This window comes from Streptomyces coffeae, assembly GCF_016741875.1.
Taxonomy (GTDB): domain Bacteria; phylum Actinomycetota; class Actinomycetes; order Streptomycetales; family Streptomycetaceae; genus Streptomyces; species Streptomyces coffeae.
Genome location: NZ_JAERRF010000006.1, coordinates 184,804 through 200,879, shown reverse-complemented (window position 1 = coordinate 200,879; position 16,076 = coordinate 184,804). Strand labels below are relative to the sequence as shown.

Here is a 16,076-nt window from a genome sequence, read left to right as displayed (position 1 = left end):
GGATCAGAGGACATAGAGCTACGATCGCGACATGGCCGGCCCGGTGCAGTCGATCGAGCGGGCGGCGGCGATCCTGCGGCTGCTCGCCCAGGGCTCCGGACGGCTCGGCCTGGGCGAAGTGGCCGCCGCGCTGGGCCTGGCGAAGGGCACCGCACACGGCATACTGCGCACCCTCCAGAGCGTGGACTTCGTCGAGCAGGACAAGGAGACCGGCAAGTACCAGCTCGGCGCCGCGCTGCTCCACCTGGGAACCAGCTATCTCGATATCAACGAGCTGCGCTCCCGCTCCATCAACTGGGCCGACGCGCTCGCCGCCCGCAGCGGTGAGGCGGTCCGGCTCGGCGTGCCCCTCGAGGGCAAGGTACTCATCGTCCACCACGTCTTCCGTCCCGATGACACATTTCAGACCCTGGACGTGGGATCCCTGCTGCCCCTGCACGCCAGCGCCCTGGGCAAGATCCTGCTGGCGTACGGGACGACACCCCTGGAGCCGGTTATGGAAGCAGAACGAGAGGGCTACACCCGGCACACCCTCGTCTCCCCCCAGCAGCTGGGCAGAGCACTCGGCGAGATACGGGAGGCCGGATGGGCGGCCGCGGTCCAAGAAATGATCATGGGTGAAGCGGATCTCGCGGCACCGATACGCGGACAGGGCGGCCTGGTGGTCGGCGCCATCGGGGTGTCCGGTTCCGTGGAACGCCTCTGCGACAGCAAGGGCCGGCCGAACGCTCCGCTCGTCGGCCTGGTGCGCGATGCCGCACGGGCGGTCTCCCGCGACCTCGGCGCGTCCCGCTGGTGACCCCCATGTCCTGCTCGAATCCGCGCGAAGGCAGGCCAGGCCATGGTTGAACGCTATGTGATCTCCATCGACCAGGGCACCACCTCCACCCGGTGCATCCTCTTCGACCACCAGGGACGCCTGGTGTCCGTCGCACAGAGGGAACACCAGGCGTACTTCACCCAGCCCGGCTGGGTGGAACACGACGCCACCGAGATCTGGGACAACCTCCAGCGGATCGTGCCCCGGGCGCTCGACAACGCCGGTATCGGCCCGGACCAGGTGGCGGCGATCGGCATCGCGAACCAGCGCGAGACCACGGTCCTCTGGGACCGCGGAACGGGCGTCCCCATCGGCAACGCCATCACCTGGCAGGACACCCGCACCGACGCCCTGGTGGACGAGTTGCGGCGCACCAGAGGTGACGACTTCTTCCTCGACCGCTGCGGTCTGCCGCCCACCACCTATTTCTCCGCGCCACGGATCCGCTGGCTGTTCGACCATGTCGACGGTCTGCACGGGCGCGCGGAGCGCGGCGAGGTGCTGTTCGGCACCGTGGAGAGCTGGCTGATCTGGAATCTCACCGGTGGGCCGAACGGCGGACTGCACATCACCGACGCCACCAATGCCAGCCGCACGATGCTGATGAACATCCGCACCCTCGCCTGGGACGACGAACTGCTGAGCTACTTCGGGGTGCCCCGTGCCATGCTGCCGGACATCCGTCCGTCCGCCGAGTGCTACGGCGTGGCCCGTGCGCTGCTGCCCGATGTGCGTATCTGTGCCGCCTTCGGCGACCAGCAGGCGGCGCTCTTCGGGCAGACCTGCTTCGCCACCGGGGAGGCGAAGTGCACCTACGGCACCGGCAGCTTCTTGCTGATGAACACCGGCACCAACCTGGTGCGCTCCCGCCACGGACTGCTCACCACCGTCGGCTACAAGATCGGGGACGAGCCGACGGTCTACGCACTGGAGGGGCCGATCGCGGTCACCGGTTCGCTGGTGCAGTGGTTCCGGGACCGACTGGGTCTGATCCACAGCGCCCCCGAGATCGAGACCCTCGCCCGTACCGTCGAGGACAACGGCGGCTGCTACATCGTTCCCGCGTTCTCCGGGCTCTTCGCCCCGCACTGGCGCAGCGACGCCCGCGGGGTCATCGTCGGTCTCACCTCGTACATCACCAAAGGTCATCTCGCCCGTGCGGTGCTGGAGGCCACGGGCTGGCAGACCCGCGAGGTCATCGACGCCATGAACGCCGACTCGCCCGAGCCGCTGAAGGCCCTGAAGGTCGACGGCGGTATGACGGCCAACAATCTGCTGATGCAGTTCGTGGCCGATGTGCTCGATGTGCCGGTGGTACGGCCCATGGTCTCCGAGACCGTCTCCCTGGGTGCGGCCTACGCCGCGGGCCTGACCGTCGGCTACTGGCCGGACCTCGAGGGGCTGCGCCACAACTGGCACCGGGCCGGTCAGTGGATGCCCACGATGGACCCCGGGCGCCGGGAGGCGGAGTACGAGAACTGGCGGCGCGCGGTGGAGCGGTCGTTCGGGTGGATACGGTCGTAGCGGCGGCCCCGCATGTGCGGCGCACGTACCGGGCCCGGCCGGCGGGCGGCTCCACCGGCCCTCATTCCGGACCGGAAGAGCCTGGCCGCCGCGTTCCCCCGGGGGCTCCGTCGACAGCTTGCGCGGCGGGTACCCAGGGGCGCGCGGTTTACGTCTGCCCGACCCGGACTTCTCCCGGTGCGAGCCCTCCGCACCGTGTGTGCCGTCGCCGCCAGAACGGACGGGCGGGCCATCGGCGCTCGGCGCGATAGGCGTCGTCGTGATGGCGGACGTGGACGGCGCGGATCCACCGGAGCTGGGCGGCGTACTCCCGCAGCGCCTCGCGGTCCCCGCGCAGCCGGGCGTCGACGGCCTGACCGGCGCGCAGTCCGGTGCACAGGGCGGTCAGCACCCCTTGGGAGGACAGCGGGTCGAAGGCGACGGCCGCGTCGCCCGCCGCGATCCAGCCGTCGCCGCAGACCGGTTCCAGATGGGCGCTGTGGGCGGGCGCCCGCCGTGGTACGGCGTCGGGGGCGAGGGGATGTACGGCGGCACGCCGGGCCAGATGGCGGGTGGTGGCGAGGCGCCGCTGAACGTCCTCGCGACTGTGGAGGGCGGCCGAGGGAAGGTCGGCGTCGGTGAAGTAGACGACGATCCGGTGGCCGCCGGGCTGGAGGGCGGTGTACCACCAGCCGTCGGGGTCCGATTCGACGAGCGAGCAGCCGTCCGCCGCGCCGGGGCCGGGCTCCAGGGCGAGCCGGACTGCCAGGAGCCGGTCATGGCGGTGGCGGCGGGCCCCGAGCGGGGTGGCGATGGCGCCGAGGCGGCCGGTGGCGTCCACCACCCAGGCGCAGTGGACGGTGGCGGGCCCCTCGAGCCCGCGCAGGGGCAGGGTCCAGCCGCCGCCGGGTGCGCGGACGGGGCGGCGGACGGCGGTGTGCTCGGCCACCTCGGCTCCGGTGGCGCGTACGCCGTCGCGCAGCCGCTGGTCGAACAGGCCGCGGTCGAGGTGCCAGCCGGTGCCGTGGGGGTCGTTGAGCGAGTCCACCCGGTACAGGGCGGTGGAGCCCCACGCGGAGACGTTGGCGTAGCCGGGCAGATGGCCGGGGCCCGGTACGCGGTCGGCCATGCCGAGGTCGGCCAGGACGACCCGGGCGGCGGCGGGGAGCGCCTCGCCGGTTTTCGCGGGGCCGCTGCCCGCGTCGGCGAGCAGGACGTGGTGGCCCGTCTGTGCCAGGGTGAGGGCCGCGGCGGCTCCGGCGGGTCCGCCACCGGCGACCACGACGTCGTAGTGGGCGCGGAGGGGGGCCGGAACGGGGATCACCAACCCTCGTGGAACGGGTCGATCTTGTCGATGTAGCCGACGGTGACCTCGGCTTCGCTGTAGCCCCACCGTTCGACGGCCGCGCGGAGGGCGCGGGTGAGGGCGGTTTCCGCGGCGTCCGCACCGATGGTGGGCAGTCCGGCTTCGGGGACGTGCAGATTGATCAGGTTCCGGTCGTAGGGCGCGGCGTGCAGGGGTGCGAGCGGTGTGGATTCCACCTGCATACGAGGGGGGAATCTGCCGTCGCCCACGGTGTAGTCGCGCACTTCGACGATGCCGAGCTTGTGCCAGTCCTTGACCATCTGGGCCATCTGCTGGAGGTTGGTCGCCCCGGTGAGTCCGCGCAGCCAGACGGCGCGCCGCTCGAAGGCCGCCTCGCGGTCGGGCGCTGCCGCGTCGCGGTCGGACGCCGCTGCCGGCGGTGGTGTGTTCACCGTCCGGAAGTCTTCTTCGGTGAGCACCTGGTTGGGCACCCGGGCGGGCCAGAAGGTGGGCAGATAGGGGTCGTAGCGCGGGCCGAGCCCCGCGAGGCTCTCGTATCCGTAGCGGCAGCTGGCGGTGTCGGCCTGCCAGGGGACGGCCATCCACCGGGTGAGATCGCCGGGCCCCTGGGCATGGAGCGGACCGCGGGCCGACAGCGCCACGCCCGGGGTGAGTTCGGGGCCGTAGGAGGGCTCGGGCTGATCGGCGGCGCGGTGCCGGAGGCGGAACGGGGCGGTGTAGAGCGTGTCGTGCCGGAGGGGCCAGGTGACCTCGCAGCCGGGGTGGAAGGCGTCGGCGAGGCAGTGGTCCAGCGCGGCGCGGTCCAGCCGCGCGGGCTGTTCGGACAGGGGCACGTCGGCCAGGGTGGCGGGGCCGTCGGCGGTGCTGCCGGGGGCGAAGTCACCGGCCACCCACCGCTGGAGCAGAGAGTCCTGAAGGTCCGTCAGAGCGAGGTGCTGGAGGACGGACCGGGGGCGTGAGGCCATGGCGTCGCCGTAGATCCACGGCCAGGGGGCCGGGGAGGCTCCGTCGCGTGGGTAGTTGCGCAGGGCCAGGTAGAACTGGCGGCGCGCCTCTCGGTTGCGGTCGTCCGGGGCGGCCAGCCGGGCCCGTCTGCGAGGGTCGAGGAAGTGGTTCGGGGCGCCCCAGCCGAACTGGACGGCGAAGCCCCGGTTGACCCACTGGAGTTCGCAGAACCGCCGCAGGACCGGTTCGATATGCGCGGAGAACGACACCTTCTCGGGCCGGGGCAGCCAGCCCTTGTTGATGAACACGTCCTGGAGCAGGTCGTAGAGGGTGCGGAGGGATTTCAGCCCCGGTGCGTAGTTGGGCGGTGCCACCACCACCCAGGCGGGATCCACCGGGATCTGCCGTCCGTCGATGGTGACGGTCGCGGTCACCGGTCCGTCCGACGTGTCGTCGAACCAGCCGTCGTTGTTGGCGAATCCGGTCAGCGGGCTCTGGTTCCACGAGCCGGAGCGGCCGATGCCACCGAGGACCGTCAGCCGTCCGAGGGTGTCGGTACGCATCTCGCCGAGGCGGACCGTCACGCCTTTGATCTTCCCGGTGTCGAAGGCGGCCGTACCGGCGGACGATCCGCTCAGGGTCCGGCTTCCGGGGTCGATGATCAGTGATCTGCGGTCCGGATCGGCCTTGTTGCGCAGGGCGAGCCGGTCCTGACCGAGGGCTCGGGCGTCGGGGATGTCGAGCGCCAGGTGGAACTGGTACCAGGCGGCCTTCTTGTTCGCCAGATGAGCCCGCCAGGTGATCTGGGTGCGGCTGTCCTTGGTGACCTCCTGGACGACCCGGCCGTCGGCGTCGTAGCCGTACAGCCGGAATCGCGCGCCCTGTCGTTTGATCGCGCCCTGCGCGTCCCGGTAGAAGCCGGGGCTCGCGGGTTTCTCGTCGGGTACTTCGGGGCCGAAGAAGAACTCCGTGGCGCTGTTGCCGACCCGGGCGATCCCGATCGCGGGATGGATGCCGATCCGGACGATGTCCCTTGCCATGGTGGACCACCTGTGGTGGAGGTGCGTATGCGGTTCCCCGAGATCCCCCGGGTTGCCCGAAACCCCGGCTCCACGATCCCCCCGGTTCCGTTCCCCTTCCACCACCGTCCCTCGCCTCGGCCCAGGCCGCCACCGCAGGCCCGGGGTTCACTCCTCGACGACCAACGTCGGGGGTCAGTGGCCGCGCGGGGCGTACATGATCACGGCCACTCCGGCGAGGCACACCAGAGCGCCGATCACATCGAAACGGTCGGGGCGGTAGCCGTCGGCGACCATGCCCCAGGCCAGCGATCCGGCGACGAAGACCCCGCCGTACGCGGCGAGGATGCGCCCGAACTCGGCGTCCGGCTGGAGGGTGGCCACAAAGCCGTACAGCCCGAGGGCGATCACCCCGGCGCCGATCCAGATCCAGCCCCGGTGTTCCCGCACCCCCTGCCACACCAGCCAGGCACCGCCGATCTCGAAGAGGGCGGCGACCACGAACAGAGCGACGGAGCGGGCGATGAGCACGGTACGGACTTTCTCTCGGACGGCCTACGGTCGGGGCGTGCCCAGCTGGCCAGGCACGCCCCGACCGTAGACCGCGCGCGGAGGGACGGCCGCATCCGCCGCCCCTCCGCCGCTACAGCCCGACGTCGCGGCTGCGGAAGTCCGCCAGCGATTCGCGCCGGACCAGCAGCCGGGCATGGCCGTCGGCCACGGCGACCACGGGTGGACGGCCGACCAGGTTGTATCCGGAGGCCATGGACAGGTGGTACGCGCCCGCCACCGGCACCGCGAGCAGGTCGCCGGGGTGGAGGTCGGCGGGCAGTTCGGCCCCGCCCGCCAGGACGTCCCCGGCCTCGCAGTGGCGTCCGGCCACCGTCACGGGGACCAGCGGGGCCGAGGAGCGGCGGCCGACCAGCCGGGGCGCGTAGCGCACCCCGTACAGCGCGGGCCGCGGGTTGTCGCTCATCCCGCCGTCCACGGCGACGAAGGTGTGCTCCCCGGTGCGCTTGACGGCCAGCACCCGGTAGAGCGCCACCCCGGCCTGTCCCACCACCGCACGCCCCGGTTCGATGATCAGCCGCGGGACAGGCAGCCCGGCCGCCGCACAGCCCCCGGCCAGCTCCGCCCGCACCCGCCCGGCCAGGGCGGCGATGTCGAGCGCGGGTTCGCCGGGCCGGTAGGCGATGCCGTGGCCGCCGCCGAGGTCCAGCTCGGGGAGGACCACTCCGTGCAGCTCCCGGACCCGGGCCATCAGGCCCACCATGCGGCGGACCGCGGACACATAGGGCTTGACGGAGGTGATCTGGGAGCCCAGATGGCAGTGCAGACCGACCAGTTCGAGCCGTGGCTGATCCAGGATCCGGGCGATGGCGTGGTGGGCGGAGCCGTCGGTGAGGGACAGGCCGAACTTCTGGTCCTCGGTACCGGTGCGGATCTTGACGTGCCCGCCCGCGGCGATCCCGGGCGCGACCCGCACCATGACCTTCTGGCGGCTGCCCTCGGGCACGGCGACGGCCAGCCGGGCGATCTCCGAGGGGCTGTCGATCACGATGCGGCCGACGCCGAAGCGCAGCGCGGCCTCCAGGTCCTGCGGACTCTTGGCGTTGCCGTGCAGCACGATGCGGTCCGGTGGGAAGCCGCTGGTGAACGCGAGCTCCAGCTCCCCTGCCGAGCAGACGTCCAGCCCCAGGCCCTCGTCCTCCACCCAGTGGGCCATGGCGCGGCACAGGAACGCCTTGGCCGCGTAGAGGACGGTTGAGCTCGGGAAGACCCGCTGGTAGGAGCGGCAGCGGGCGCGTACCTCGGTCTCGTCGAGCAGATAGGCCGGGGTACCGAAGCGGTCGGCGATCTCGGTGAGCGGCACCCCGCCCACGGCGAGGTCGCCGTGGGCGAGCCGGGCAGCCGAGGCGGGCCAGACGGTCAGCTCGTCGTCGGGGCCGGGCACCGGGTGCCCGGTGTCCGGGAGCAGCGGTGTGACCATGGAGCGTCGTCCCCTCAGCCGATGCCGGTACCGAGGGTTCCGGTGCCGCGGCCGGAGAGCAGTGCGGCGAGGGTGACGCCCTCGGGGTCCCGGGGGCGCCGGATGCGCCGTTCCAGCGGACGGCAGGGGAGCAGACCGCGGCCGGCCGCCACCTTCGGGTCCACGGTGAGATGGGTGACGCCCAGCGGTTCGGTGAGGGCGCGCAACGCGGTTTCGGCGAGCCTGATCCACGGCTGCCGGACGCCGAGCACCTCCGTCAGACGCCGCTGGCTGGAGAAGCCGACGGCGGTGCGGCCGCCGACGGGGGTGCGGAACACCCGCACCGCACAGCTGTCGGGTCCCGGCCGGACGGGGACGTAGAGCGGTCCGGCCGGGATCCGTTCTGAGGGTTCCGGGTCGTCCCCGTACAACAGCTCGGTCATGGCGGTCCTCCCTGGAGGAGTGGTGAGCAACGGTGTGCGGCCACGGGCCGGGCGGGTCCGGGGGCGCGTCGGGCTGCTCCTTCCCCCGGTCCGGGAACAGACGCCGCCCCTGACGCGACGCTGACGGGATTCAGTGGGGTGTTGACGCGATACTGGCGTGCCACGGGGAGGGAACGTGGCCCGGTTCACATCCCGGACCGGTTCCCGGCGGCGCGGGCGGCGGCGCGCGGCGGGGCGCTCAGCGGGGCCGGATGACCGTCAGTCCGGCCTCGGCGGCCGCCTCGAAGCTGTCGTCGACGGCGACGACTTCGCGTCCGGCGGCGTCCAGCAGCGAGGCGGCGATCGCCGCGCGCATTCCGCTCGCGCAGTGCACCCACACCACACCGGGCGGCACCTGGTCCATGCGGTCGTGCAGATGGTGGACGGGGAGGTGGACCGAGCCGTCGATGAAGCCGCGGCGGCGTTCGGAGTCGCGGCGGACGTCGAGCACCACCGTCTCCGCGCCGCTCCGGCGGGCAGCGGCCAGGTCGGCGAAGGTGGTCCGGGGGAAGGACCGGGTCTCCTCGCCCGGCCGGACCCAGGCGGCGGGGCCACCGGTGGCCGCGGCGGCCGGGTGGTCGATACCCACCCGTACCAGCTCGCGCTGGGCGGCGGCGATCTGGCCGGGGCTGTGCCCGAGCAGGGTGACGGGTTTGCCCCAGGGGATCAGCCAGGCCAGATAGGTGGCGGGGTTGCCGTCGCCCTCGAAGTTGAACGATCCGGCCAGGTGCCCGGCGGCGAAGGCGACCCGGCTGCGCAGGTCCACCACCCACTCCCCCGCCGCGAGCCGCGCCGCGATCTCGTCGGGACCGGCCCGGTGCGGCGGGGTGAGGTCGACGGGGGCGGGTCCGGCGGCGTTGGCCGGGCCCATGTGCGCGTAGTACGCGGGGATGTCGTCGAGACCGGCGAGGGTTTCGGCGACGAAGGTGTCCATGTCCTCGGTGAGGGCGTGATTGCGCGCCCGTTCCCGGCCGATGGTGGTGGACTCCCCGGTGGCCTGGGCGGAGGAGCAGAAGCTGCCGAAGCCGTGGGTGGGCAGCACCGGGACCTCGTCGTCGAGTTCGTCGGCCAGCCGGTGGGCGGAGGCGTACTGGGCGCGGGCCAGCGGCTCGGTGAGCCGGGGCTCGACGAGATCCGGCCGTCCGACGGCGCCGATCAGCAGTGAGCCACCGGTGAACGCCGCGGCGGCGCGGCCGCCCTCCTCCACGACGTAGGAGGTGTGGTGCGGGGTGTGGCCGGGGGTGGCCAGCGCCCGCAGCACCAGCCCGTCGTCGAGGGCGAGGGTGTCACCGTCGGCGACGGGGGTGCGGTCGAAGGACACCGAGGCCCGGGCGGGCACCAGATATCCGGCACCGGTGACCCGGGCCAGTTCGAGACCGCCGCTGACGTAGTCGTTGTGCACATGGGTCTCGGCCACATACGCGATCCGCACCCCGCGCCGGGCCGCGGCGGCGATCACCTGGTCGATATCGCGCGGCGGGTCCACCACCACCGCCTGGTGCGGCCCGCCCGCCAGATAGCTGCGGTTGCCCAGCCCCTCGATCGCCAGGGTGTCGACGGCGAACACGACGGCGGCTCCTTTCCGGACCGGGCCCCGGCGGGCGGGTGGCCTGTGCCCCTCGGGATTCCACCCTAGGCGAGCTTGTGGCGGGGCGCTCCACGACGGCCACGGCGCGGCCACCGCCCGGCGTAGGCTGGTGCGATGTCAACGTCTTCGGGGGCGCGGACGGACAGGTGCTGGATCTGTCCAACGGCGGCAGGAGCTGGGCTACGAGCCGGTGTTCGCCGCGTCGTATCTGCGCCGGTTCCGGGCGATGGTGGCGTCGTGTGCGGCACCGAGTGCTGAACTCCCTGCCGATGTGGGATGGTTGTGTGTTCTGCCACCAGCGGGACTGACCCCGGCCGGTCACTGGATCGGCGCGTCCGGGGGTGGCAGGCGGACGGTCCGGTCCCGGTCGACGGACTCCACGCCGTCAACGGCCTTCAGGGCCGGGATCCGGCCCTCCTCGATGGTCCCGGAGAGCGAACCGAGCACCTCCTGCTCACTGGTGACGGTCAGCCCGGCCCGGCGCGCGGCCGCCACCACCTCGGCGAACCGGTCCGGGTCGACCGAGAGGATCACCCCGACCGGTCCGGACCGGGATGCGCGGTTCACGGGCTCTGGAGCAGACCCGAGCCGATGTCCGCAACGGGCTGCGGCAGCGGATAGGCGCTGGAGAGCAGCCGGGAGCGGAGGTCGGCGGCGGTGGCCTCGGGGTGGGCCTGGACCATCAGCGCGACCACTCCCGCCGCATGCGGAGTGGCCATGCTGGTGCCGCTCAGCGTCTGGTAGGTGCCGTCCGGCGCGACCGAGAAGATGTCCACACCGGGAGCGGCGATATTGACCTCGCCGCCCGGGCCGTTGATCGCCCCGCAGGAGAACCACGCGGTCGCCAGGTCCTTGCCGAGCGCGGCCACCGCGAGGATGGACGGACAGTTGGCCGGGCGGCCCACGGGCGTGATGACCCGGGGCCGGCGGCTCTCGTTGCCCGCCGCCGCGACGATCAGCGTGCCGCGTCCGAGCGCGCGCAGCGCCACGTTCTCGTAAGTCTGCGGGAAGAGTTCACCCGGCTCCACCGGAGCGCCCAGGGACATGGAGACCACCCGAGCGCCGTGGGAGACCGCCCAGGCCATGCCCGCGAGGATCTGGCCATCGGTGCCCACACCGCGGTCGCTGAGCACCTTCCCGGCGAGCACACGCGCCTCGCCCGCCACCCCGTAGCGGGGCGCGTGCTCGGGTTTGGCCGGTCCGGCCACGGTGCCGATGCAGTGGGAGCCGTGGCCGTTGCCGTCCTCCACGGTCTCACCGGGGACGAACGAGGCCGTGGCCTCGAGGCAGCCGGTCAGATCCGGGTGGTCGGTGTCCACACCGGTGTCGAGAACGGCGACCTTGACCGCGCGCCCGGTCAGGGTGGACCAGTTGGCCCGGATCGCCTGGAGTCCCCAGGTGGTGTTCTGCTCGTCCCAGGCCGGGCCCAGCGAGGCGGCGAGCTCGGCGCGGGTGTGCCGGTTCACCTCGTCCTCATCACTGCGGTAGGTCGGGAAGAAGCCGGTCAGCGTCCGCTGAGGTTCGGTGATCACCGAGGTGTAGACCATGCGTTCCGGCTCGGCCGCGATGATGGTGGATTCCGCCTCGGCGGTGGTCACCAGCGCATGGCGCTGGTCGGGGCGTACTTCGACGACGGCGGTGGCGAGGTCGTCGAAGAGCACCGAGGTGTCGGGGCGTTGGAGGAGTTCGGTGGCGTCTTCGGCCTCGGCTCCCCGGACCCGCTCGACGGACTGGATGCCGACCGAGGACTGGAGGGCGTCGATACCGCGCTGGGGTTCCTGCTGGTCGAGCAGGACCACATAGCGGCCCGTGTACTCGGTGTTCTGCCTCATCATGGGGGAATCGGCCCGCTCCGGCGGTTCGCTGCCGAAGGGGCGCCTGCCCATGGGTCCGTTGGTCATCGCTGTCTCCGCTTTCTGTGCGCTGCCCCCGGGCTGGGAGGGGACGCGCCGATGCGCGGAGTGTTCAGAGGGCCAGGACAGGAGAGCGGTTCCGGTGGAAGAGCCGTACTGCCGTGTACCGGCGCGTCGCCATCGCGTATGTGCGTGATCGCGCGTGCGCGTGTCGCGTACGCGCGTGCTCGCGTATGTACATGGCCGTGCTCCCGGACGGGGCATGGCCGGGCACTTGTGCAACACCCCTTTCCACCGTCCCTCCGGCCACGGGGCGTCGCAACTCGGTCGTCAACCCCCGACGGCCACCGGTCCGATGGCGGCCGCTAGTGATCCACTCAGTTCGGGCCCGCCACGACGCGCCGTCCACCACATCTCGGGCGGTTTTGCCACCAAGAGCGACCGGAGGCTGACAGACTGACGCGCCAACGGGTTGGTAGAAAGGGCACTTCATGGACGTCAGCGCTCGTATCGAGGCCGTGTACGCGCAGGTGGTGGACCGCAACGCCGGTGAGGCGGAGTTCCATCAGGCGGCACGAGAGGTGGTGCAGAGCCTCGGACCGGTGCTCACCGCACACCCGGAATACCTCGACTCCCGGATCCTCGAGCGGCTGTGCGAACCGGAGCGTCAGATCATCTTCCGGGTGCCCTGGGTGGACGATCAGGGGAACATCCAGGTCAACCGGGGCTTCCGGGTGGAGTTCAACAGCGCGCTCGGCCCGTACAAGGGCGGTCTGCGCTTCCACCCCAGCGTCAACCTGGGGATCGTGAAGTTCCTCGGCTTCGAGCAGATCTTCAAGAACGCACTGACCGGGCTGTCGATCGGCGGTGGCAAGGGCGGTGCGGACTTCGACCCCAAGGGACGTTCCGCGGCCGAGGTGATGCGGTTCTGCCAGTCGTTCATGACCGAGCTCCACCGCCACCTCGGTGAGCACACCGATGTACCGGCCGGGGACATCGGGGTGGGCGGCCGGGAGATCGGCTATCTCTTCGGCCAGTACAAGCGGCTGACCAACCGCTTCGAGGCGGGGGTGCTGACCGGTAAGCACACCGGGTGGGGCGGCTCGCACGCCCGCACCGAGGCCACCGGGTACGGCACCGTCCACTTCGCCGAGGAGATGCTGCGTACCCGGGGCAAGGACTTCGACGGGCGGCGGGTGATCGTCTCCGGGTCCGGCAATGTGGCCGTCTACGCCATCGAGAAGGTGCACGCCCTCGGCGGGCGGGTGGTGGCCTGCTCGGACTCCGCCGGGTATGTGGTCGACGAGGACGGTATCGATCTGGAACTCCTCAAGGAGATCAAGGAAGTCCGCCGGGCGCGGCTGTCCGCCTACGCCGAGGTCAGGCCCCGCGCCACCCACTCCGAGCGGGGTTCGGTCTTCGATGTGCCCTGCGATGTGGCGCTGCCCTGCGCCACCCAGAACGAGCTGACCGAGCACCATGCCGTGGCCCTGGTGAAGAACAGTGTGCTGGCGGTGGCCGAGGGCGCGAACATGCCCTGCACTCCGGCGGCGGTGGACATTCTGCGGGAGGCCGATGTGCTCTTCGGCCCCGGAAAGGCGGCCAACGCGGGCGGGGTGGCCACCTCGGCGCTGGAGATGCAGCAGAACGCCTCCCGCGACCGCTGGACCTTCGAACAGACCGCGTCCCGGCTCGCCTCCGTCATGACCGAGGTGCACGAGCTGTGCCGTACCACCGCGGCGCGGTTCGGCTCTCCCGACGACTACGTCCTGGGCGCGAACGTGGCGGGCTTCCTGCGGGTGGCGGAGGCCATGGAGGCGCACGGGGTCATCTGAGCGGGGCTCGTCCGCGTTCGGCTCGCGTCAGCTCGCATTCGCGTTCAGGTGAGGAACTGCGAGCACTGGTAGGGACCGTAGGTCCGCTCGCCGTCGTCCAGGGAGACCCGGACATCATCGGGCCGGACGCCCTCGTCGCGGTGCACGTAGGACTGGGCGCGGGCGAGGGTGCACACCAGCTGGCCGTTGGGCAGCCGGTCGCGTGGGCTGTCGAAGGAGGCGCCGGGCGAGTGCAGGGTGATCCGATGGTCCCTACCGGTCGTCCAGTACCCCTCGAGCCGGACGAGGTTGACGAGCCCGCGCTCCTCCTCGGCCCGGGTCGGCTCCTGCGACAGCAGTTTGAGGACACCTTCGGGTGCCTGGAGGGAGATGTCGGGGCGGGTGACGCCCTGGAGCCGGGAGCCATGGACGTAGTAGATCCGCAGATCCTTGGTGAGCCCGCTCGCGGGCTCACCACCGTCCACCACCCCGGTGGGCTGGACACCACAACCGGCCGTCGCCGCCAGGGCGAGGGCCAGCACACCGGTCGCCTTACGGACGCGGGTCACCGCACACCTCCGTCTGCCGCCGTTCCCCGCCCGTCCGGTACCTCGCGGTGGCGGGGCAGCCGCAGGGTGAACACAGCTCCGCCGCCCTGCTTCGCGGGCCGGTTGCCGGCCTCGATCGTACCGCCGTGCAACCGGGCGTTCTCCAGCGCGATGGCGGTGCCCAGGCCGCTGCCCTCGGAGCGGGTCCGGGCGCTGTCCGCCTTGTAGAAGCGGTCGAAGACCTGGGCCAGGGTGTCGGGCGGCAGCCCCGGCCCCCGGTCGGTGACCTGCACCGTCACCCGGTCCGTGTCGGCGGACAGCGTGACCGTCACCGGCTGCTCGCCGTGCCGGAGCGCGTTGCCCACGAGATTGGCCACGGCCACGTCCACCCGCCGCCGGTCCACCACCGCCCGTACTCCCTCCGGGAGGCACGCCTCCACCTGGTCGGTCCAGCCGCGCAGCTCCAGCGTGCCGCGGATGGTCTGCGCGAGATCGGTATCCGCCGCGTCGAGCCGGGCCGCGCCCGAGTCGAAGCGGGACATCTCCATCAGGTCCTCCACCAGCCTGGCCAGCCGCGCCGTCTCGTCGCTGACGGTACGGGCGGCACGGGCGGCATCCGCGGGGAGGTGTGCCGCGTCCTCGTCCAGCACGGTCGTCACCATCGTCATGGCGGTCAGCGGGGTGCGCAGCTCGTGCGAGACATCGGCGACGAACCGCCGTGCCCTGGCCTCCTGGTCACGCAGGTCGTTCACCGAGCGCTGCAAGGCATCCGCCGTGGTGTTGAAGTCCGCGGCCAGCCCGGCGAGTTCATCACGCCCCTTGACCTCGACCCGTGAGTCGAGATCGCCCTCGGCCAGCCGCCGGGTGGCCCGCCCCAGCTCGCGCACCGGCCGCAGTACGGTCCCGGCGGCGAGCAGCGCGAGCAGCGCGGCCAGGCCCAGCACCGGGAGCAGTCCGCCGCGTACCGAGTCCAGCAGGGCCGCGGTGTGCTCCTCCTCCGCCCGGAGGGAGGTGACCGCGAAGACCTCGAGCCCGGAGACCCGGCCGTCGTCGTAGGTGACGGGAGTGCCGACCACCAGATACGGCTCGCCCCGGTACTCCACGCGCTGGAAGCGGGTGTGGCCGGAGGAGCGCACCGAGGCGCGCAGTTCGGGGGTGATCCGGGTGCGGTCGGCCAGACCGTCGCTGGAGGCGGTGAGGTCGTGGTAGCGGGCGACCACGAGCGGGGCGCCGGAGAGCCCGGAGGAGACGGAGTCGGCGAGCGTGGTCAGGGTGCGGACGTCGGGTGGGGTGTCGAAGTCGGGGGCGATGCTGTCGACGCGGTCACGGAAGTCGGCCTGGAAGGCGTCCTGGGTGCGCGTGAGTACGGCGGTGCGGGATTCGCGGTAGGCGAGCGCGGTGGCGGTGACCGTACTGATCAGTGCGACGAGGACAAAGGCGATGACAAGCCGGGTGCGCAGCCCGCCCAGCCGCGGCCGGAAACGTTTCATATCGGACCGAACCGGTAGCCGAAGCCGCGCACGGTCTGGATGTAGCGCGGCCGTGCGGGCACTTCCTCGATCTTCGCGCGCAGCCGTCCGACGGCGGCGTCGACCAGCCGTGAGTCGCCGAGGAAGGAGTGATCCCACACCGAGGCGAGCAGCTGGTCACGGCTGAAGACCCGACCCGGGGAGGCGGACAGCTCCAGCAGCAGCCGCAACTCGGTGGGCGGCAGCGGGACGGGGGTGCCGTCGCGGCTGACGGTCAGCCCCGCCCGGTCGATGACCAGCCCGGCATAGACCTCTCCGGGCTGCCGCGGTACGGGGTCGGCGCGCCGCAGTGCCGCCTTGATCCGCGCCTCCAGTACGGGTGCGGTGACCGGTTTGACCACGTAGTCGTCTGCCCCGGCCTCGAGTCCGCCGACGATGTCCGGGTCGTCGCCGCGCGCGGTCAGCATGATCACGGGCATGGTGGAGCGGGCCCGGATCCGGCGGCAGACCTCGAAGCCGTCCATGCCGGGCAGCATCAGATCGAGCACCGCGAGTTCGACGGCCGTCTCCGCCGGTGTGTCCAGCAGCGCGAGGGCCTCCTCGCCGGTGGCGGCGACCGACACCTGGTAGCCGTGGCGGCGCAGGACGAGCTCCATGCCATCGCGCACGGAGTCGTCGTCCTCGATGAGCAGTACATGCGGCATACGGTCGATTATGACCCAGGAAATCGCCGGAATCC

At 71.9% G+C, this 16,076-nt stretch carries 14 protein-coding genes; 3 read left to right on the top strand and 11 right to left on the bottom strand.

Annotation, left to right across the window (positions count from 1 at the left end; genetic code table 11):
* Nucleotides 1–31 precede the first annotated feature (31 nt).
* Both JK363_RS12175 and glpK read left to right on the top strand, forming a co-directional pair.
* The gene (locus JK363_RS12175) at nucleotides 32–799 is read left to right on the top strand and encodes an IclR family transcriptional regulator (protein ID WP_201874692.1); all 768 of its coding nucleotides are present in this window, start codon (nucleotides 32–34) and stop codon (nucleotides 797–799) included.
* Between the two features lie 42 nt (nucleotides 800–841).
* Nucleotides 842–2,344, top strand: a complete 1,503-nt coding sequence (glpK, locus tag JK363_RS12170) for a glycerol kinase GlpK (RefSeq protein WP_201874690.1) — start codon at nucleotides 842–844, stop codon at nucleotides 2,342–2,344.
* A 148-nt stretch (nucleotides 2,345–2,492) separates the two neighbouring features.
* Here glpK and JK363_RS12165 read toward each other — a convergent pair whose 3' ends face one another.
* The 8 genes from JK363_RS12165 to JK363_RS12130 all read right to left on the bottom strand — a co-directional run bounded on the left by JK363_RS12165 (nucleotide 2,493) and on the right by JK363_RS12130 (nucleotide 11,554).
* The gene (locus JK363_RS12165) at nucleotides 2,493–3,647 is read right to left on the bottom strand and encodes an FAD-dependent monooxygenase (protein ID WP_201874688.1); all 1,155 of its coding nucleotides are present in this window, start codon (nucleotides 3,645–3,647) and stop codon (nucleotides 2,493–2,495) included.
* On the bottom strand, nucleotides 3,644–5,635 hold the full coding sequence (locus JK363_RS12160; protein ID WP_201874686.1) for a LodA/GoxA family CTQ-dependent oxidase: 1,992 nt from the start codon (nucleotides 5,633–5,635) through the stop codon (nucleotides 3,644–3,646). The genes JK363_RS12165 and JK363_RS12160 overlap by 4 nt, the downstream gene beginning before the upstream one ends.
* 174 nt (nucleotides 5,636–5,809) lie before the next feature.
* Nucleotides 5,810–6,145, bottom strand: a complete 336-nt coding sequence (locus tag JK363_RS12155) for a YnfA family protein (RefSeq protein WP_201874684.1) — start codon at nucleotides 6,143–6,145, stop codon at nucleotides 5,810–5,812.
* 112 nt (nucleotides 6,146–6,257) lie between these two features.
* Nucleotides 6,258–7,604, bottom strand: coding sequence for a diaminopimelate decarboxylase (lysA, locus tag JK363_RS12150; RefSeq protein WP_201874682.1), 1,347 nt, complete (start codon nucleotides 7,602–7,604; stop codon nucleotides 6,258–6,260).
* A gap of 14 nt (nucleotides 7,605–7,618) precedes the next feature.
* On the bottom strand, nucleotides 7,619–8,026 hold the full coding sequence (locus tag JK363_RS12145; RefSeq protein ID WP_201874680.1) for an SAV_915 family protein: 408 nt from the start codon (nucleotides 8,024–8,026) through the stop codon (nucleotides 7,619–7,621).
* 238 nt (nucleotides 8,027–8,264) lie between these two features.
* A complete protein-coding gene (locus tag JK363_RS12140; RefSeq protein ID WP_201874678.1) occupies nucleotides 8,265–9,632 on the bottom strand; it encodes an MBL fold metallo-hydrolase in 1,368 nt (455 codons plus the stop codon).
* A 339-nt stretch (nucleotides 9,633–9,971) separates the two neighbouring features.
* Nucleotides 9,972–10,220, bottom strand: a complete 249-nt coding sequence (locus JK363_RS12135; protein WP_201874676.1) for a hypothetical protein — start codon at nucleotides 10,218–10,220, stop codon at nucleotides 9,972–9,974.
* Nucleotides 10,217–11,554 carry a S8 family peptidase gene (locus JK363_RS12130; protein ID WP_201874674.1) on the bottom strand — a complete coding sequence of 446 codons (1,338 nt, stop codon included), beginning with the start codon at nucleotides 11,552–11,554 and terminating at the stop codon, nucleotides 10,217–10,219. The genes JK363_RS12135 and JK363_RS12130 overlap by 4 nt, the downstream gene beginning before the upstream one ends.
* A 443-nt stretch (nucleotides 11,555–11,997) precedes the next feature.
* Here JK363_RS12130 and gdhA point away from each other — a divergent pair, with 443 nt between their 5' ends.
* On the top strand, nucleotides 11,998–13,341 hold the full coding sequence (gene gdhA, locus JK363_RS12125; protein WP_201874673.1) for an NADP-specific glutamate dehydrogenase: 1,344 nt from the start codon (nucleotides 11,998–12,000) through the stop codon (nucleotides 13,339–13,341).
* A gap of 44 nt (nucleotides 13,342–13,385) precedes the next feature.
* Here the strand turns inward: gdhA and JK363_RS12120 are convergent, their stop codons facing one another.
* From JK363_RS12120 to JK363_RS12110, 3 genes are read right to left on the bottom strand one after another with little or no spacing between them, the layout of a single operon-like run.
* A complete protein-coding gene (locus JK363_RS12120) occupies nucleotides 13,386–13,889 on the bottom strand; it encodes a hypothetical protein (protein ID WP_201874671.1) in 504 nt (167 codons plus the stop codon).
* Nucleotides 13,886–15,358 carry an ATP-binding protein gene (locus JK363_RS12115; RefSeq protein WP_201874669.1) on the bottom strand — a complete coding sequence of 491 codons (1,473 nt, stop codon included), beginning with the start codon at nucleotides 15,356–15,358 and terminating at the stop codon, nucleotides 13,886–13,888. Before JK363_RS12115 ends, JK363_RS12120 begins: the two co-directional genes overlap by 4 nt.
* Nucleotides 15,355–16,041 carry a response regulator gene (locus JK363_RS12110; RefSeq protein WP_201874667.1) on the bottom strand — a complete coding sequence of 229 codons (687 nt, stop codon included), beginning with the start codon at nucleotides 16,039–16,041 and terminating at the stop codon, nucleotides 15,355–15,357. Before JK363_RS12110 ends, JK363_RS12115 begins: the two co-directional genes overlap by 4 nt.
* Between the last annotated feature and the right edge of the window lie 35 nt (nucleotides 16,042–16,076).